This is a genomic window from Tamlana crocina (assembly GCF_012037625.1).
Window position 1 is genome coordinate 165,102 of sequence record NZ_JAAVJS010000004.1, and the last position, 19,316, is coordinate 184,417.

Sequence of the window (19,316 nt, forward strand, 5' to 3'; positions counted from 1 at the left end):
AATTCAACTTTTAACTTCGAAAATTAATCTTGGGGTTGAACGGATGAATTGGTTTTGGCTTCTTCGGTTTTTATCTTACTCAATTCGGCTTTGGCCTCGCTGACCACATCCTCAAATTCAGCAAAATTCTGAATAACACTTTCTAAAATGTATGTAGCCTGAAACGCATCGTTGAGCGCATAAAAATTCTTGGCCATCAACACCAAGCCTTTGGCACTGTAATATTTGTAACCTGAAAAATCTTTGGCGAGTTTTTGCACCGTGTTATTTGAGGCTTCATAACTGCCATCCTTATTTTTAAAGTAAGCATTGAAATACAGAGCTTCGGCTGCCGTTTCGCCCGTGGCTACTTTTTCAACTTGTGCGTAGGCCGATTCGGCTTTAGTTTCGTTATCCGTTTTCATGGCTGAACGCGCGATAATAATATGGGCATCGGTCTTTATTTTATTGTCGATTGTTGAACTGCCCAACACTTTTTCGGCATACGTTACCGCTTGCGAATAATTTTCCAATTGGTAATGCGCCTTCATCATATTCGATTGCGCAAAAGTGACATTCTGCAGAAAATTAGCCTCTTGCTCCAATCGTTGCAACAGTGGCATAGCTTGGTTCCAATTTTTCTTCTCTAAATGAAATTGTGAAAATCGGGTAAGTGCTTCCTCGGTATATTCACTTTGTGGTGCCTCGACAATATATTGGTAATGCGGCGCGGCGTTTTCAACCAAGCCCTTTTTGTAATACAATTGCGCTACGTAAAAATGAGCGTTTTGGGCATGCAGTCCGTTCGGGAATTGGTTTAAATACCCATTAAACTGAGAAATAGCCTTATCTGTATTGTTATCCAAATATTGCTTTTCAGCAGCCTCGTAAGTGGCATCGTCCAAATCTTTATCGGTTACCTCAACATAATCCAAGGTTTTAACCCAAGCGGCATAATCGTCTACACGGCCCAAATCAATGTAAATCAAACGTGCGGTTGAAACAGCTTGCTCGGCTTCCGGCGAACCAGCATAATCGCCCGCCACCTTTTTGAATTTGGTTAAAGCCTGTTCGTTCTTTCCGCCATTATAATACACCAAACCTTGACGCAACAGGGCTTTCGGCACAAACGAACTCATACGGTATTCGCTCGCCAATTGGTTATAAGCGCCCATCGCTTTTTGGGTGTCGTTGGCTTTTACATAAGAATTACCCAATTCGTACAAAGCATCATCCCGTAATTTTGAATCGGGATATTTCGAAATGAATTGTTCCAATTCCTGTATTTTTTTTGACGATTGCCCCGCATAACCCACGCTAATAGCCTTTTGAAACGCCGGATAATCGGTATCGATTTCATTCAGTTGAATGGCATCCCGATAGGCTAAAACGGCATTTTGGTATTCGCTCGACACAAAATAAGTATCGCCCAAACGCAAATAGGTATCATTCAGCCTCACTTTATCACCGTTTCTGGCAGCGATGTATTGCTTAAAATGGTCGATAGCCTTTCCGTAGTTTTTTAATTTGAAATAGGTGTAGGCCAAGTTATAATCTACATTTTTGAATTCTGGCACTGTGATGGATTCAGCCTGTAGCTTGAACTGTTTAAAACCAATTAAAGCCTCATCAAAGTCACCAAGGTTATAATCAGTTTCCGCCTTCCAAAATGTAGTCCTCGACGTATAAACGGCATCTTGCTGTTGGCTCAACGATTCGTCAAAAAGCCTTTCCGCTTCTATAAATTGGCCTTCATTATAAAGTTCCAATCCTCTGTAAAACGCCACTTTTTGGTAGGCGACTTTGTTTTCAAAACTTCTTTTGCCTTTCAGCAATTCTAATGCTTCTTTGTAGTTTTTTGAAGTGATATATGAATCAATTAACAGGGTTTCCACTTCTTCCTTGTAAGCCGTATTAGGATATTTTTCCAAATAGCCCGCCAAAACCTGTGGCGCAGGCTGATAGGGGTTACCAATTTCGTAGCTTATCTTGGCATAATTTAGCCAAGCATCTTCCTGGATTTTCAAATCGAAATCCATTTGAGAGGCATTTCTAAAGGCATTTAAAGCCTCTTGCTTTTTGCCCAAATGCACATAACTTTCGCCCAAATGGTAATAGGCATTTTGAGCGATACTGTTGGTGCCCCCAATAATTCTATTGAATTCTGAAATCGCTTTTTCGTAATCTTTTTGCTTATAGTAGGCATAGCCCAATTGGTAATAATCAGTGTTACTCCATTTTCCGGTTCGGTCACGAGGACCTTTCTTTCCTTTGTAGGCCTTTAAATATGGAATGGCTTCGGCATATTGCTCTAAGTTGAAGTAGCTTTCACCAATGATTTTAGAGAGTTCGGATACTTCATTGGCATCACTTTTCTTTAATTGCTCCTTGGCCAGCTGAATGGCCTTTTCAAAATTCCCTAGTTTAAAATTTAAATCGGCTTGGTAGTACGACAGTTTTTCTTTGTAACGCTCTTGGTTACCTACTTGTTCGAAATAGGTGTTGGCCTGCTCGTAATCGTCGCCTTCATAAGCCATATAACCAATGTAATATTTGGCCTGCGAACCGTACTCCTGAGAACTTTCCACTCTACTTAAATACTTCTTCGCATCCTTATATTGCTTGGTCGTAAAGGCCGTATAACCGTTGTTGAAGTAGAATTTTTCCTTTTCTTTTCGTGACAATCCGCTTTCATCAACTTTATCGTACCATTTTCTAGCATAAGCGTATTTTCCGTTGGCAAAATAATAATCGGCCACGTCGACATAAGCGGTGTTTTTTTTCGTACTAGTTGGATATTCTTCCACAAAATCTTCCACCAATTGGTCGGCATTTTGTTGGTTTAAACGTACGGCACAATTAGCGATGTAATAGGCACAATCGGATTCCAAAGTGTGTTCGTTTGTAGTTTCCTTTACGTCCTTAAACAGGGTTTGTGCAGCTTGGTATTGTTGATTGTTGTAAAGCGACAGAGCCTTTTGGTATTCGACCAAATTACTAGTGTAAACGGCCGATTGCTGCGCTATAATATGAAAACTAAAACTCAATATCGCTAGGCACGATAGGATGCTTTTTTTAGTCATTAAGGGTTTGTTTTTAAGTTGAACCAAAGATAAATCAATATCATCTCTATAACGAAATAATCATGCCATAATTATAAAAGGGAATAAATATTCTAACCAAAACAAGAAATAAACCAAACTTTTGGACGTTAACTTTAAGGTTTAACTTTTTAGTGATATTTTTACGCCACATGAAAAACTAGCTTACTTTATGCCAAACCCGATTTTACAATTAAAAGACGCCTCTATTTATCAAGGTGACAGTTTAGTGCTGTCCAACGTTAATGTTGAAGTTTACAAAGGGGATTTTGTGTATTTAATTGGTAAAACCGGTACTGGAAAAAGTAGTTTTATGAAAACACTTTATGGCGACTTGCCACTCACCGAAGGCGAAGGCCACATTGTCGATTTTAAACTGAATGGCTTAAAGGAAAAAGACATCCCTTTTTTACGTCGGAAATTGGGCGTGGTTTTTCAGGATTTTAAGCTACTCACCGACAGAACCATAAACAACAATTTATTATTTGTTTTGAAAGCCACCGGTTGGAAAGACAAAGAAAAAATGAATACCCGTATTGAGGAAGTCCTCACCAAAGTAGGCATGAAAACTAAAGGATTCAAATTTCCGCACGAGCTTTCTGGAGGTGAGCAACAACGTGTGGCCATTGCAAGGGCTTTGCTCAACGACCCAGAATTGATTTTAGCCGATGAGCCTACCGGAAACCTCGACCCACAAACCAGTGTGGAAGTGATGGAAGTACTCCAGGAAATAAACAAAAACGGCAATACCATCCTTATGGCCACCCATGATTATGCCCTACTTTTAAAATACCCTAGCAAAACCCTAAAGTGCGACGACAATCAAGTTTATGAGGTGGTGCAACGTAAGGCTTAAATTATGTACAGCTCAATAAAAAAAGCCTTAAAAACTTGTATTCCTAAAACATTCTTATTCAAAAACGAACTGTTTTTTCGTAAAATCCACAGTCTATTTTATTTGGGCAACAAGCACCAATGTAATATTTGTTCTCAAAAATTAAGTCGGTTTATCAATTTAAACCACAGCGATTTAATATGTCCGTCGTGCGGTAGTTTATCAAGAAACCGAAGACTTTGGCACCTGTTAAGTCTGCAAGACAAAACGGGGAATTGGCTTCATTTTTCACCTTCGAGAAGCTTGTACAGAACGCTAAAAAAAGATTCCAACATTAATTATCACAGTACCGATTTCGAAAATGAATTTTTAGCCAACTACAAATTTGATATCACCAACATCGACCAACCCGATGACCAATTTGACGTTATAATTTGCTATCACATATTAGAACATATTGAAAAAGACCGTTTGGCCATGAAAGAGCTTTATCGGGTTTTAAAGCCAAACGGAACCATTTATATACAAACCCCTTTTAAGGATGGTGATATTTATGAAGATGATAACATAACAACGCCTGAAGCCAGAGCGGAACATTTTGGGCAAAACGACCATGTAAGGATATATTCGGTTAAAGGATTAAAATCAAGATTGGAAAGGGTAGGTTTTAGTATTGAAATTAAAACTTTTGAAAGGTCTAATAATGATTTTTACAATGGTTTTATTTCGCCTGAAACGATTTTAATTGCTACGAAATTAAAATCTTAATTGACTCATGTTAAGCTTTAATACTTATCTAAATCCGTTTCCTTTTTATAAATATGAGGGTTCTTCCGAATGCCTTTTTTAAATATTTTTCTAATCAACATTCTTATATTCGCATCTACATCCAAAATTATATTTGTAAAGGTATCTTCAGGCCTACCTCTAAATTTTGTAACATGAAACTTATCATTTTCTCTCAGTGGATTATCACTAAAATAATAGTTGGAAATACAACATCTCGGTTTATCCACAACCACTTTATTGACCGAATGCCATGACAAATCGTGAGTTGCCATAATTACAAGTCTGTTAAATTTACTTTCTATTACCGTGGGCGATTTACTTGGTCCTTCAGGCCAAAGCTCAAGATTTCCGCCATAAGATTCTTCCCAATATGGCGTAACATAATAAAGCAAGTTAAGTGACCGCCAGCAGTTTCTATCTGCATCATGTGAATTATCCAGATGAGGATGTAAAAAATTGTCTTTATTCATCAGTGAAAGACCTCCAGCATAGAGTGAATCATCGGGATAAACAGATTCTAAATCACAAACTTCGCCTATTAATTCAACTACCCTTTTATCCTGAAATGCATAAATTACTTTTTCTAACAAATCATTATGTTTATCCATTTGTGCAGACACATACTTGTATTCCCTTATGCTTTTTAAGCATCGCATTTCTCCTGGTTTAGGAAAGACTTTAAAACACTCAAAAGCTATTGTTTCTGGCAACAAATCATCAACATAAAAGTAACCTATGTTATTTTTAGTCTGATTATACATAATCTTCAAACTGTGCCTCTCACTTTCCAGTCTTTTTAAAATCAACTCCACAATTTGCATCCTATCAATCATACAAAACCTTTAACTTTTCTTTTTATAATATTTTAATTATCAAAGAAAATGTATTTTTGGAAACAATCAAAAAATTAATGATATCCATATTAATTCCAACCTACAACTACAATGTTTTTCCTCTGGCTAAAAGCCTTGAAAAACAATTTATCGAATTGGGCTTCCCTTTTGAATTAATCTGTATTGACGACGGTTCATTGTCTGAAACCAATATTAAAAACGAAAAAATAAATAATTTAAAAAACTGTAAGTTTATAGCATCAAAGGCAAATTTAGGCCTGAGTTCTAACAGGAATTCTCTTGTCGAAAAATCAAAATACGAATACCTGCTATTCATTGATGGCGACTCTGTTATAGCGGACAATAATTTTTTGAATAAATATTCCATTTTCGCAAATGGAGCATTTGATGTTGTTTATGGAGGCAGGGTACACCCTAGTATTCAAAACAAAAACCAAATTTTAAGGTGGAAATATGGGGTTTACAGAGAAGACAAAATTGCCCGCAAAAGAGAAAAACACCCTTATAAATGCACTTTATTTAATAATACTTTGATTAAAAAGGATATATTTAACAAAATAGGCTTTAACAAGGACATAACTGATTATGGACATGAGGACACATTATTTTCATTTCAACTTAGTAAGCTTAAAGCCAAAGTAAAACATATTGACAACCCTGTTTTACATGGTGACATAGATCTAAATTCTGTCTTCTATAAAAAAATGCACAAATCTATTCAAAACCTAAAATATATTTATAACAACAACTTGGTTGACCCAGATTTTGTTACTTTTCTTTCTATATATTCTAAGATAAAAAAACTAAAACTCAATTACCCTTTATCACTAACGTATAAAATTTTAAAACCTATTTATAATTATCAGCTTACTTCTAATTATGCATCACTATTTTTATTTGATGCATTCAGGCTTACCTATTTTTGCTATATTAATTTAAAAAAATAATGCCGTTTTTTTCTGTAGTCATACCGTTATACAATAAGGAAAAGTACATAAAAGAGACTTTAAATAGTGTACTTGCCCAAACTTTTCAGGATTTTGAGATTATTATTGTAAACGACGGCTCTACCGATAAAAGCTTGTCCATAGTTGAGGCTTTTCAAAATAAAAAAATCACAGTTTACAGCAATAAAAATCATGGTTTATCATTCACCAGAAATTTCGGAATAAAAAAGGCCAAGGCACAATACGTTGCGTTTTTGGATGCTGACGACCTTTGGGCTGAAGATTTTTTGGAAACATCTTTCAATGTTATAAACAAACATCCTAATAACAATGTTTTTACTTCAAAAGAAAAACCTTTTCGGAACGTTAAAGACATATCTTTAGTAAAATCAAACGAGCCAATAGAGGAAATTGTCATATCTGATTTTGATACGCATTCAAAATTCCTTGTCGGTTTTAGTTCTTTTGTAGCCAATAAAAACACCTTTAACGACATTGGTTTTTTTAATGAAACCGTGAACTACGGTGAAGAATACGACTTTTTCATAAGGTGTTTTTCTAAATACCCTTTAGTTTACATAAACAACTACAAAGCGTTTTACAGGTTTGGAACAGATAGTCAATTAACGGCACCCAACAAAAACTTTAAGCGCATCATCCCAGATTACGAAATCTATTTTAAAAGCAATCATAAACCGGGGCTAAAAAAATACCTTAACAGGATCCACTATCTTTTAATGGTACTTTATAAAGCGGAAAGAAATAAAGAAAAAGCCCGGTTTTACAAGAAAAAGGTAAACATAAGTAACTTAAATTTTGTTCAGAAAATAAAATATTATCTACCCATCTGGGTATTCTATTACAGTAAAAGGATTTATATTTGGATTTCTAAATTCCCATTTTAACCTTATTTTTAGTCAGTGAATGGATTCTCAGCCTCTACTTTCGGTACACGTACTCACTTACAATAGTGAGAAATATATCGAGGGCACGATTCACTCAATTTTGATGCAAAAAACATCTTTTCGTTTTGAGGTTGTGATTGGTGACGACAATTCATCAGATAATACGCCCAGTATATTAACCCAATTTTCAAAAGCGCACCCCAATCTTATTCAATACAAACGTAACGAATCGCAACTCGGCATACTTAAAAACTTTAAAACAACTTTAGATCGATGTAAAGGAAAATATGTCTTTGATATAGCCGGCGACGATCTGTTTAAGCACCCCTATTCGCTACAAAAAATGGTGGATATTTTTGAAAAAGACAGCAGTCTGGGGTTTGTTGATAGTGGCTACGACATCTATTTTGAGAAGACCAAAAAAACAAAGGGTTTTGCCAATAAAACCCTGATTAATTCCCCTAAAGAAGCATACAAAAACTTATTGCTTTTGGGTCAAATAACGCCTGCAGGGACATGCTATAAAAGACAAGCACTTTATGATTTTGTTGATTTTGACACTTACATTAAAAACGAAATTGCATTTGAAGATTACCCCATTTTGGTCGATCTCGCTATGAACACCGATTTTTGCAGAATCAATGAATCGTTACATATTTACAGAACGCATGGTGAATCCTCTACGCACATAAAAAACTTTAAGCAACAGGTACTATTTAAAGACCAATTGCTTGAGTTGGCCACCCACTTCAGTGAAAAATATAATTTGCCACCACATGTTTTAAAAGGCCACAAGAAAGGATACAACGAAGGAATGCTTTATTTGGCTGGAAAATTCGGGCAAGTAAGCTTAGGCAGGCAAATGTTCTTTAAACTAAAAAAGCCTTTTAACGCGAGATATTTAGGATATTATTTATGCAGTCAATTCAAACTGTTTAGAACAGTGGCTAACAGATTCAGGAAAATTTAGCGAGACCATTTCTGTTAAACACAATTGTTCTTCGACTTCAAAAAATCATCAAATTCCCTGATATAATCACCTTCTTCAAAAACTTCAGAAGCCAAAACCAAACACACCGCTCCCGACGAGAAATTTTTAATTTCCCTCCAAACCCCTGTTGGAATAAGCAACCCCTCATAAGGTTTGTTTAAAGTGATTTTAGATTCCTGTTTACCGTCGTGCAAAAAAACATCGAAACTTCCCGAAAGTGCAACCAAAAACTGTTTTAAATTTTTGTGGGCATGTCCACCTCTCTCAGCCCCAGCTGGCACATCGTACAAATAATACACGCGTTTGACTTCAAAAGGAACGGTTTCTTTTTCAATTACAGAAAGGTTGCCCCTTCGGTCTTCTATCTTTGGTATTTGTATTAGTTTAGGAGTCATTATCAATTTCAAAGTCCCTCTTGCTATTTTGAAAATTTTAAGTACTTATTGCCAAACTTTAAAACAAATGTATCATTTTTATTGTTCAATAAACACCAACATTTAATCATTTTGATGGGAAACATTAAGTTTTCTTTCCCATTTTATTTTGATGTACATGGAATAGACTGGTTTTACCAAATCAAACAAAAACGTTATGCTGTAAACCATGGAAAATATCATGTATTTTAATTTAAGCCGCGTTATGACATAATTTAAATTCTGGAATACAAATGCATTGGTGAACACATTTTTTTTAAAGTCGATTAAAAAGTCTCTTGTTTTTTCCTTTTCTATATTTGATTTGAAATTAAAAAATGAATGGATGGCCGAAAACCCAAAATGATTTCCCAATAAAGTTTGTTGAGCCTGAAAAACATACTCTTTAGGCACATCGTTTTCATCCAGTAAATCGTACATTTTTTTAGCTGTATTTAATGTGTAAATATTTTTTGCCGAAAAGGTTTTTGTTATGGCATTTTTGTTATCCTGCCTGTAAAAAAAACAACCTTCACTAAAAACGACTTTATTACTTTTTAAAAAAAGTTTTCTTGTGATATACTCATCAGAATCAAAGGCATCTTCTGGAAAATAAACACCCTCTAACAAACTAGTTTTAAACAGCGCAAAACCATGTATGGCCCAGTCAAGCGACGCAATCAACGCTTCTTTTCCCGTCAACTCAATATTGCGATTTCCATTTAGACCAACAATTGTTTTGTTTTCAGGATTATTTTCGTGGTAAAATTCCATGTCGGGCAAAACAGTATCTGCTTGGGTTTGTATTTGCTTTTCAACCATACTTTTTATGAGGTCTTCCGAAAAAATATCATCCTGCGATGAATAATAAAAACAATCCCCATTAATGTGTGGTTTTATAAAATTCATGGTTTTGGGCACCATCCCGCCTCGCTCTTTTTTAAACACCTTAAACCGATTATCGTTTGCAGCAAATGCATTCAAAATAGAAAGGCTTGAATCTGTTGATGAATCATCTATAAATAACACTTCAATGTTTGAATACGCTTGGTTTTTAACAGATTCCAAAGTTTCTTGAAGGTATTTTTCCCCATTGTAAACAGGTATGATAACTGAAACCAAAAACGACATAGTTATGACTTATTTTTTTCCGTTCTTTTAAAACCGATAATCAGAATGGCAATTACCACAACAAAATACAAAATGTACCTTATAAAATTAGCTATAACAACGCCCTCTGTACCATGAGTGTCAATCAAACAACACGCCAACGCATAGAATGTAAGCACAGAAAACAACTCGGTAAACACAAAGGCGGCTACCATTTTTTTCGCTAAAAACTGAAATGCTACAACCATAGAAGCCAAGCGCACAAAATCGGCCAACAGTTGCCATTTAAACAAAGGCTCAATGCCACTAAACCCGGGATAAACCAGATCTACAATTGTATTTCTAAAAATAAAAACCAACACCAATCCAACAGCGAACAACGGTAACAACGTTTTATAAATATTTAGCACTTCGTTCTTAAAATCTACGGCTGTTTTCAAACCTGCAAACTTGGGCAACACATATATTGAAAAAATGCTTGATGCGAATATCATGTAATTTTTAGAGAGATTGGTCATGGCCGTCCAATACCCTGCCTCATCAACATTAAGCTTTTGAATGATGATATTCCGTAAATCAATTTCCACATAATTGAAAAGTATATGTCCTGAAATAGACATAACCGAAAACCCTAATAACGATTTATAAAAAGGTACTTTTAACGGAAAAGGGCTGAATTTAACCATTCGTTTTATCGCCTTCCCATAAACGCACAGCAATACGATTAAGTAAAAAATTGGGCCAATAGCTATAGCAACCAACACGCCATTTAAACTGTAACTGTACAAGGCAATTACCAATATGATGCTTGATAAAATATAAGCCAACAGCTCCGAAATGGCATAGACCTTATAGGCCATCAACCCATTTACAACACCAGCACAAATACGGTATAGCGCAATAAAAGGTACTACAACGGCCACTATTTTTATCACATCGGCATACTCGGTTGTACTGAATAATTTTTCTGAAAAGAACGATGCTCCCCAAAAAAGCACTACCATGGAAACAAATGATGCCAAAACAGCAAAAACAAATGTTGTTGAAAATAATTTTTCCAACGCTTTTTTATCATCTTTAGATTCGGACACGTATTTGATAATACCGCTAAAAGTGCCTAATGTTGAAAAACTGGCCAGCATATCCATAATGTTACGCAATTGGCCTATTTTTGCGATACCGGCTTCACCCACCATTATAGCTAAAATACGCTGAACAAACACCGAAATGGCCAATTTGGCCAAAATAACCACCGAATTTAAGGAGGTTATTTTCAGTACCAAATTATTCGATATGAATTTTGGAAATCGCATAGTATTCAAAAAGCGTTAACGGCACTAATAATTTCCGATACCTCGTCATCTGTCAATGTACTGTTAATAGGTAAACTCAATACTTCCCGATGTATTTTTTCGGTAATGGGCAATGATAAAGACTTCCACTCCTCCAAAGCTTGCTGTTTATGCGGCGGAATGGGATAATGAATCAAAGCTTCAATATTCGCTTTCTCAAGATGCTTTTTTAATGCACCTCTATTTTCCGTACGGACAACAAACAAATGGAATACATGGTTACTGCTACCATCCCAATACGGCAATATGATTTTTTTGTTTTTGATTTCAGACAAATACCGCTTGGCTATTTGTCGCCGTGCCTCGTTTTCCCGATCTAAAAACGGCAATTTTATATTTAAAAATGCTGCTTGAATTTCGTCTAGTCTAGAATTCACACCAATATATTGGTTTTCGTACTTTATGGCCGAGCCGTAATTTCTCAACTTTTTTATGGTATCGGTTAAATTCGAATCATTGGTTACAACCATTCCGCCGTCCCCGAGTCCTCCTAAATTCTTACCCGGATAAAAACTATATGCTTTGGGATTACTATGTTCCGCTGTATTATTGTAGCTTACCCCGTGGGCTTGGGCGGCGTCTTCAACCACCAACAAATTGTGCTTTTGGGCAATGCTATTAATTTTGTCCATTTCACATAATTGTCCGTATAAATGAACGGGCAAAATGGCTTTGGTTTTATCGGTTATATGCTGCTCGACCAAATCGGGGTTAATATTAAAAGTTTCCCATCTGGGCTCAACAAAAACGGGAACCAACTTGGCATTCAACACCCCAATTACCGATGCAATAAACGTATTGGCTGGCACAATGATTTCATCGCCCTCCTTTAGCTTACCCATTTCTATATAAGCCCTGAAGGTTAAGGATATCGCATCCAGCCCATTGCCCACACCAATTGCATATTTACTGCCACAATACTCCGCAAAATTGGATTCGAATTTCGCAACCTGTTTACCCAATATATAATTACCTGAGCTTAAAAAACCATCAAATCTGGCTTTAAACGCTTCTTCAAATTTTGAGTTTATTTTTTTTAGGTCCAAAAACTTAATCATAACATTACCGATTTTAGCGCATGATAATTACCAATATTGATACTATAAAATTCCTGCACCATGGTTCTGGCGCCAAAACCTTCCTTCCAAAACTGCAAGCCGGTGTTAATGTTTTTTCCATCATTTTCGTTGGAGGATCCGAAATCAAAATAAGCCTTTTCAACGAAAACATTTTTTATTAAATGTTGAAAAAGAAAATCTAAACTGCCAAGTTGGTTTTTATCTGCATTGCCCGAAATATATTGGCAATGTGCTACATTTTCGGTTAAAAACATAGTGGCGCCGGCAACAATCTTTCGGTTCTGGTACACATTGAATTGCTTTATGTTCTCAGGAAATTTTTGTTTTAAATAACTAATTTCCTCAAGTGTATGTACCGGAGTTACTTGATGCTTTTTTATTAAATTCGGAATCAATATTTCATTCCAAAATGATTTAAAATCAGTTTCCTCAATAACCTTCAATCCGGTTTTCAGGCCTCGTTTGCATCCCTCCAACCTGTTTTTTGAAATCGGTACGGGATTTTTTTGATTGATTACAGATAGTGTTTCACTTTTTACCAAGTGGGCATTCAGGACAAACAATAAATAGTTTAACTCTTGGTTTGGTAATAGCGTATAAAATGATGGTAACATTTTTACTTCTAAAACCTTAAAATGCTTCTTATCCAAAAACTCTAAAAGCGTATAGAATATGTTTAAAACCTCTCTTAACTTAGTTTCATCTTTTAAAAGTACCCCGCCGTAACTCAACCCTTGATGTGAATATATTTTATCCCCGGATTTATTGGCCGGAAACAAAGCGATCAGTTTCCCTTTTTTGAAAATCATCAACGAAAAATCTTCAAATCTATCAGCATGGTATTCCATAAAATCTCGATGGAACAAAAATGTAGCATTTTTGGAATTCAACAAAAAATCATTCCATGCTTTACAGTATAACGACGAATATTTGACTACGGTATATTCTTCCATTTTATCCTGTTTTTCTACAAAAACAATAAAACTTATTTCTCAAAGTTCTTATCTGCATCAACCCCAAAAAGCGAACTGCCAAATATGAGTAATATAATACCAAAATACATTAAATAACTCACAAAGTGGCCTATTACCGCGCCTTTAGCTCCTCCTACCGAATTGATAAAATACACACTGGTGGTATAAAGAATGATCACTAAAAACGCCTCGGTCAATACATAATGCCAAAACATTTTCTTGGCCAAAAACTGGTAGGCAATTACAATGCTGAGCACCTTAACAAAATCGCCCAACAACTGCCAAATAAATAAATCCTCTACAGGCTGAAATTCATCAGTAAAAATCGCCAAAACTATATAGTGCTTTAAAAGGTATATAATCAATAGGCCTACCGCTAGTACCGGAATAATGGTTTTATAAAAACTAAACACCTCTTTTTTAAATTCCTTGGTGCTATCAATTTCAGCAAATCTAGGAAGTAGATATAACGCGATTAACGAACTAATAAACATTAAATAGTATTTGGAAATTCGTGTCATGGCTTCCCAAAAACCAGCATCCTTAAAGCCTACATTATCGATAATGTAAGTACGGATGGCTATTCCAACCAACGGCAATAAAATAGCAGAAAACACTGCCATTAATGAATGCGTGCCCATGTTCTTAAAAAACTGAAAACTAACATTTCTGGCCTTTATCAAGGGCACTAAACTGCGTCTATTGATGATGCCGACTAAGGTGATTAAAAAAATCAATGATTCGGCAATAACTACCGAAATCAGTGCCCCATCAATTTGGTTTTGGTATATTAAAAGTAAAGCGATTGAGACACTTAAAATCTGCCCAATAATATTGATTACAATAAGAATTTTGTATTTCGAGAACCCATTCATTATGGCAAACGAAAACAAATTCAGTGCATAAAAAGGCAACACAATGGCAAAAATCTGGATAACGTAGGCATAATCATTGTATATGGGGAATATAACCGTGTTTATCCATTCGGCCTTAAAATAACAGAAGAACGACACCAAAATGGTAAAAACAAACCCTGTATAATAAATGGTTGAAACAGTTTTGCTTAAATTATAAGCATCCTCTTTAAATTCCGAAATATATTTTACAGCCCCTTTGTAAAATCCTCCGGTAGCAATGGTTTGAAAAGCTTTTACAAAATCACGTAGGTTCCCGACAAGAGCCAAGCCCACGGGGCCAATAAAAACAGCAATGGCTTTTGATGTTAATATGCCCGCAACTATTTTAGTGATTACAGAAACTATTTGCAATGAAGCCATCTGCACTAAAACCTTGCTATTTATGTAGTCTATTAATCTTTTCAATTAATACGATTTTTTTCCGTAGTAGGTGATGACAATTTAACAAAACTTTTAGCTATAACACTAAACTCGGTTTATTTATTATCGCTTTTTCCAAAAAAAAATCAATATCCAAACCATTTTTAAGCTTATGATATTTTGATTTAGCAAAACAAAAACAACAGGAGGGAAAAAGATTAGTTGGAGTGTTCTTTTTTTAAAATGTAAAACAAGTTTATACAGAAGATGGCCACATTAGTAATAATGATGGGCTTTGAAATAGGCTGAAGCACAAAGCCATAAAACACAAATAGTAAACACCCAAGGGCATTTACTATTCGTAATTTGTTGACGGATTTCATTAAAAAGGAAACCAAAACGGTAGCCATGGCGGCATAGCCTACCCATTCTACCCAAGGAATCCCTAAATCATCCATGTTATATCGGTTATATAGATTTGTTTCGCTTGCGGTCCACCTCTTTCAAAAAGATTTTGCGGATACGCAAGTGGTTTGGCGTCACCTCAACGTATTCATCTTTTTGGATGTATTCCAAGGCTTCTTCCAAAGAAAATTTAATTGCTGGTACAATTTTGGCTTTGTCGTCTGCTCCAGCAGAACGTACGTTACTCAGCTTTTTAGTTTTGGTTACGTTTACAGTCATATCATCACCACGTGAGTTTTCACCAATAACCTGGCCTTCGTAAATATCTTCTCCCGGATCGATAAAAAACTTACCGCGCTCTTGAAGTTTGTCGATAGAATACGGAATAGCTTGTCCGTTTTCCATAGAAACCAAAGATCCATTTTGACGCTCTGGTATACCGCCTTTTAATGGCTGATACTCCTTAAAACGGTGCGCCATAATCGCCTCACCAGCAGTAGCCGTTAGCAACTGATTTCTTAAACCAATAATACCTCTTGATGGAATAATAAATTCACAAACCATACGGTCGCCCTTGGCTTCCATACTCATCATTTCTCCTTTTCTCATGGTCACCATTTCAACAGCCTTGCCCGAAACTTCCTCTGGTAAATCGATGGTCATTTCTTCGACAGGCTCGCATTTTACGCCATCAATTTCTTTGATGATAACTTGAGGCTGCCCAATTTGAAGTTCGTATCCTTCGCGACGCATGGTTTCTATTAAAACGGATAAGTGCAATACCCCACGGCCAAAAACCATGAACTTATCAGCACTGTCGGTTTCTTGAACTCTAAGAGCTAAGTTTTTTTCCAACTCTTTGGTCAAACGATCTTTAATATGGCGAGAGGTGACGTATTTACCATCTTTCCCAAAAAACGGCGAATCGTTAATGGTGAATAACATACTCATGGTTGGCTCATCGATAGCAATGGTTTTAAGTCCTTCCGGATTTTCAAAATCGGCAATCGTATCGCCAATTTCAAAACCTTCAAGTCCAACAACCGCACAAATATCTCCTGCTTGAACTTCATCTACTTTTTTACGGCCAACGCCTTCAAAGATATGAAGTTCCTTAATTCTATTTTTTACCACTTTGCCATCTCGCTTTACCAACGAAATGTTTTGGCCCACTTTAAGCTCGCCACGGGTTAAGCGCCCAATAGCAATTCGTCCTGTAAACGACGAGTAATCTAATGATGTGATTAACATTTGGGTAGTGCCTGCTTCTATTTTTGGTTCAGGAATGTGCTCAATCACCATATCTAAAAGTGGCTCGATGTTATCGGTTGGCTTTTGCCAATCTTCGCTCATCCAGTTGTTTTTGGCCGAACCATAAACGGTTGGAAAATCCAACTGCCACTCTTCCGCACCCAATTCGAACATCAAATCGAATACCTTTTCATGAACCTCATCTGGCGTACAGTTTTCCTTATCCACTTTGTTTACCACCACGCAAGGTTTCAACCCTAAATCAATGGCTTTTTGTAACACAAAACGGGTTTGTGGCATGGGGCCTTCAAAAGCATCAACCAACAGCAATACGCCATCGGCCATGTTCAACACACGCTCTACTTCACCACCAAAATCGGCGTGACCCGGCGTATCGATAATGTTAATTTTGGTGTCTTTATAAGTTACCGAAACGTTTTTTGAGGTAATGGTAATACCTCTTTCACGCTCCAAATCGTTGTTATCGAGAATTAAATCACCAGTGTTCTCGTTTTCACGGAACAACTGACAGTGATACATAATTTTATCAACCAAGGTGGTCTTTCCGTGGTCAACGTGTGCAATAATTGCAATGTTTTTGATAGTAGCCATATATAGTGCCTTTTTTAAGGCTGCAAAGGTACATGTTATTAGTTAAATATTTGTTATATTTAAAAGGTATTATGTTTTAAAATTTGTGTTTTCGTTAATTTTATAAAGAACTGATGTTCAATAGCAAAGATTAAGAAAACATGACTACCCTGATAAATAGATACACAAATAGCATCCCGTACCTTTATTTTATTGCCATTTCGGCTTATTGGTTTACGGCGATAAACAGAACCGATGGCATTACAGCCTACCCCATTTTATTGTTTGCCGTTCCGTTTTTATGGCAAATTATTAAACCGAATAAAAACCTTAATTTCACTTTAGGAATTACTTTTGTATGCATATCGTCGTACCTTATTTTGGCATTTTTGTCCGATATGCTAAAAATCATTTCCATCTCTTATCCTTTGAAACAGCTTTCGTTTTATGGCGGACTTTTTCTTTTCGCCAATTTAATTATGGCATTGTGGATTATAAGAAATAGTTTAAAAGGACATATTTAATTCTTAAATTTGTGGCTTAAATTTTAAGCTAATGACTCTTTCTGAAGTTCCGAAAATAAAACACACCTATTCCAATAATTTCTTTTTACTGTGTGGCCCGTGCGCCATTGAAGGCGAAGATATGGCCTTAAGAATTGCCGAAAAAGTGATTGAAATTACGAACAAACTGGAAATCCCCTATGTTTTTAAGGGCAGTTTTAAAAAGGCCAACCGAAGTCGAATTGACAGTTTTACCGGAATTGGAAATGAAAACGCACTAAAAATTTTAAAAAAGGTTTCTGAAACCTTTGATGTACCCACAGTTACCGATATTCACGAAGTAAGTGATGCCGCTATGGCTGCCGAATATGTAGATGTATTGCAGATTCCTGCCTTTTTGGTGCGCCAAACCGATTTGGTGGTGGCTGCCGCCGAAACGGGAAAAGTGGTGAATTTGAAGAAAGGGCAATTTATGAGTCCCGAGGCCATGAAACATGCTGTACAAAAATTTAAGGATTCTGGAAACGATAAAGCGTGGATTACCGACCGCGGAACCATGTTTGGCTATCAGGATATGATTGTTGATTTTCGAGGCATTCCAACAATGAAACAATACGCTCCAGTGGTTTTGGATGTTACCCACTCCCTTCAACAGCCCAACCAAAGTGCAGGTATTACCGGCGGAAGACCCGATATGATTGAAACCATTGCCCGTGCTGGAGTGGTAAATAATGTTGACGGACTGTTTATTGAAACCCATTTCGACCCCGCCAACGCCAAAAGTGACGGTGCCAATATGCTACATCTCGATAATTTGGAAAAACTATTGACCAATTTGGTAGCCATCAGAAAAACGGTTAATAGCCTGTAACAACAGGCTCTCGAAAAAAAGTTATCGTTTTGGTGTTACACCTTTAATCGATAGTTTTTCGGCGTTTCGTTATAAAACCGCTTAAAAGCCGCACTAAAATGTGTCGCATTTTTATAGCCTACTACTTCTGAAATTTCATAAATAGGGCTATCTGTATTTTGCAATAGCGATTTAGCCTTTTCCATTTTTTGCTCCAAAAAGTATTGGTTCACTGTGCAATTGAAAGTGCGTTTAAATTCTGATTTCAAGATATTTTCGCTCAAGCCTATTTCGTTGGCCAATTCGATTATTGCATAATTTTGGTTAAGGTTGGCCTTTAAAAACTGTTTTAAAAGAAACAGCTTTTTAATATACTTTTGATTTGATTGGGCATTATGCTTCTGCTTTAAGTTTTTATAATTTTCCAATTGCAAAGCGATAACCTCAATCACTTTTGCGCCCAAGTGCAATCGTTTTACCAAGCCCCTTCCATGCTCTTGCTGCAAATTTTCAATTACCGGAAGTACTTCATCTGTTATCGGTATAATGAGATTTTCTTCCGTGATTTGCTTGAATTCCGATATATCGTTTAGTCCGTGCTTTTTCAAAAAATCTTTACCAACCCTTATTTTAATCCCTTTAAAAAGCTGATTTTTATAAAACTTAAAAGTACCGTTAACAGTCTCTACATAAGCCATAAAGGATTCCTTTTCATCATACGGTATTTCTTCATTCTGGGAGTTGATTTGAACAACCATATCACCTTTCAATAAAAAAGAAAGGTATAGCCCATTCAGCTTAAAATCGTTGTGAAATTTGAAATTTTTATGAAACGTAAACTGGTTAATCGAGATACTAACATCCTCAAAACAAAACTCGATGATGTGCCCTTTTCCAAATTCCGGTAAAACCGAATATTCCTTAGTTAATAAACCACAACTACCGTGCTGTTTATCCTTTTTACTTATAAAATCTTTAAAACCGCATTGTTCTTTAGTTAAGTCTACCGTTTCAAAATTTTCAGTTTCACGTCTTTTTTTTTCCAAATCGCGTCATTTATTAATGAGAGTCTAGCTCTATTTTTGCATCAAATTTTATTTAGACTAATTA

Annotated in this window: 18 protein-coding genes; 7 read left to right on the plus strand and 11 right to left on the minus strand. The window is 36.1% G+C overall.

All coding sequences use genetic code 11. The features are described 5' to 3' along the window. Positions 1–23: 23 nt before the first annotated feature. The gene (locus tag HC176_RS04205; protein ID WP_167916929.1) at positions 24–3,062 is read right to left on the minus strand and encodes a tetratricopeptide repeat protein; all 3,039 of its coding nucleotides are present in this window, start codon (positions 3,060–3,062) and stop codon (positions 24–26) included. A 190-nt stretch (positions 3,063–3,252) separates the two neighbouring features. On the opposite strand from HC176_RS04205, the gene HC176_RS04210 reads away from it, so the two are divergent. Next, positions 3,253–3,936, plus strand: a complete 684-nt coding sequence (locus tag HC176_RS04210) for a cell division ATP-binding protein FtsE (RefSeq protein WP_167916930.1) — start codon at positions 3,253–3,255, stop codon at positions 3,934–3,936. A 3-nt stretch (positions 3,937–3,939) separates the two neighbouring features. Continuing rightward, the gene (locus tag HC176_RS04215; RefSeq protein WP_167916931.1) at positions 3,940–4,683 is read left to right on the plus strand and encodes a methyltransferase domain-containing protein; all 744 of its coding nucleotides are present in this window, start codon (positions 3,940–3,942) and stop codon (positions 4,681–4,683) included. Positions 4,684–4,700: 17 nt separating this feature from the next. Here the strand turns inward: HC176_RS04215 and HC176_RS04220 are convergent, their stop codons facing one another. Next, on the minus strand, positions 4,701–5,537 hold the full coding sequence (locus tag HC176_RS04220) for a 2OG-Fe(II) oxygenase (RefSeq protein WP_209309652.1): 837 nt from the start codon (positions 5,535–5,537) through the stop codon (positions 4,701–4,703). A 56-nt stretch (positions 5,538–5,593) separates the two neighbouring features. On the opposite strand from HC176_RS04220, the gene HC176_RS04225 reads away from it, so the two are divergent. From HC176_RS04225 to HC176_RS04235, 3 genes are read left to right on the plus strand one after another with little or no spacing between them, the layout of a single operon-like run. After that, positions 5,594–6,505 carry a glycosyltransferase family 2 protein gene (locus tag HC176_RS04225; protein WP_167916932.1) on the plus strand — a complete coding sequence of 304 codons (912 nt, stop codon included), beginning with the start codon at positions 5,594–5,596 and terminating at the stop codon, positions 6,503–6,505. Next, complete coding sequence (locus tag HC176_RS04230) at positions 6,505–7,410, plus strand: glycosyltransferase family 2 protein (protein ID WP_167916933.1); 906 nt, start codon at positions 6,505–6,507, stop codon at positions 7,408–7,410. The genes HC176_RS04225 and HC176_RS04230 overlap by 1 nt, the downstream gene beginning before the upstream one ends. A 19-nt stretch (positions 7,411–7,429) precedes the next feature. Further along, entirely contained in the window at positions 7,430–8,380 is a 951-nt protein-coding gene (locus HC176_RS04235) for a glycosyltransferase family 2 protein (protein ID WP_167916934.1), read from the plus strand. A gap of 14 nt (positions 8,381–8,394) precedes the next feature. Here the strand turns inward: HC176_RS04235 and HC176_RS04240 are convergent, their stop codons facing one another. From HC176_RS04240 to typA, 8 genes are all read right to left on the minus strand, one after another. After that, positions 8,395–8,796: a sugar 3,4-ketoisomerase gene (locus HC176_RS04240; RefSeq protein WP_167916935.1), complete on the minus strand. Its 402-nt coding sequence runs from the start codon at positions 8,794–8,796 to the stop codon at positions 8,395–8,397. 102 nt (positions 8,797–8,898) lie between these two features. Further along, entirely contained in the window at positions 8,899–9,945 is a 1,047-nt protein-coding gene (locus tag HC176_RS04245) for a glycosyltransferase family 2 protein (RefSeq protein WP_167916936.1), read from the minus strand. 2 nt (positions 9,946–9,947) lie between these two features. Continuing rightward, the gene (locus tag HC176_RS04250; protein ID WP_167916937.1) at positions 9,948–11,237 is read right to left on the minus strand and encodes an O-antigen translocase; all 1,290 of its coding nucleotides are present in this window, start codon (positions 11,235–11,237) and stop codon (positions 9,948–9,950) included. Positions 11,238–11,242: 5 nt separating this feature from the next. Continuing rightward, a complete protein-coding gene (locus HC176_RS04255; RefSeq protein ID WP_167916938.1) occupies positions 11,243–12,334 on the minus strand; it encodes a DegT/DnrJ/EryC1/StrS family aminotransferase in 1,092 nt (363 codons plus the stop codon). Further along, positions 12,331–13,308: a GNAT family N-acetyltransferase gene (locus tag HC176_RS04260; RefSeq protein WP_167916939.1), complete on the minus strand. Its 978-nt coding sequence runs from the start codon at positions 13,306–13,308 to the stop codon at positions 12,331–12,333. The genes HC176_RS04255 and HC176_RS04260 overlap by 4 nt, the downstream gene beginning before the upstream one ends. 32 nt (positions 13,309–13,340) lie before the next feature. After that, positions 13,341–14,651, minus strand: coding sequence for an O-antigen translocase (locus HC176_RS04265; protein ID WP_167916940.1), 1,311 nt, complete (start codon positions 14,649–14,651; stop codon positions 13,341–13,343). 173 nt (positions 14,652–14,824) lie between these two features. Beyond that, positions 14,825–15,064, minus strand: coding sequence for a uroporphyrinogen decarboxylase (locus tag HC176_RS04270; RefSeq protein WP_167916941.1), 240 nt, complete (start codon positions 15,062–15,064; stop codon positions 14,825–14,827). Between the two features lie 10 nt (positions 15,065–15,074). Continuing rightward, positions 15,075–16,874 carry a translational GTPase TypA gene (typA, locus tag HC176_RS04275; RefSeq protein ID WP_167916942.1) on the minus strand — a complete coding sequence of 600 codons (1,800 nt, stop codon included), beginning with the start codon at positions 16,872–16,874 and terminating at the stop codon, positions 15,075–15,077. 140 nt (positions 16,875–17,014) lie between these two features. Between typA and HC176_RS04280 the strand changes: the two genes are divergently transcribed. Both HC176_RS04280 and kdsA read left to right on the plus strand, forming a co-directional pair. Beyond that, the gene (locus HC176_RS04280) at positions 17,015–17,377 is read left to right on the plus strand and encodes a hypothetical protein (protein ID WP_167916943.1); all 363 of its coding nucleotides are present in this window, start codon (positions 17,015–17,017) and stop codon (positions 17,375–17,377) included. Between the two features lie 31 nt (positions 17,378–17,408). Beyond that, the gene (kdsA, locus tag HC176_RS04285; RefSeq protein ID WP_167916944.1) at positions 17,409–18,227 is read left to right on the plus strand and encodes a 3-deoxy-8-phosphooctulonate synthase; all 819 of its coding nucleotides are present in this window, start codon (positions 17,409–17,411) and stop codon (positions 18,225–18,227) included. Between the two features lie 35 nt (positions 18,228–18,262). Here kdsA and HC176_RS04290 read toward each other — a convergent pair whose 3' ends face one another. Next, complete coding sequence (locus HC176_RS04290; protein WP_167916945.1) at positions 18,263–19,252, minus strand: helix-turn-helix transcriptional regulator; 990 nt, start codon at positions 19,250–19,252, stop codon at positions 18,263–18,265. Positions 19,253–19,316 lie beyond the last annotated feature (64 nt).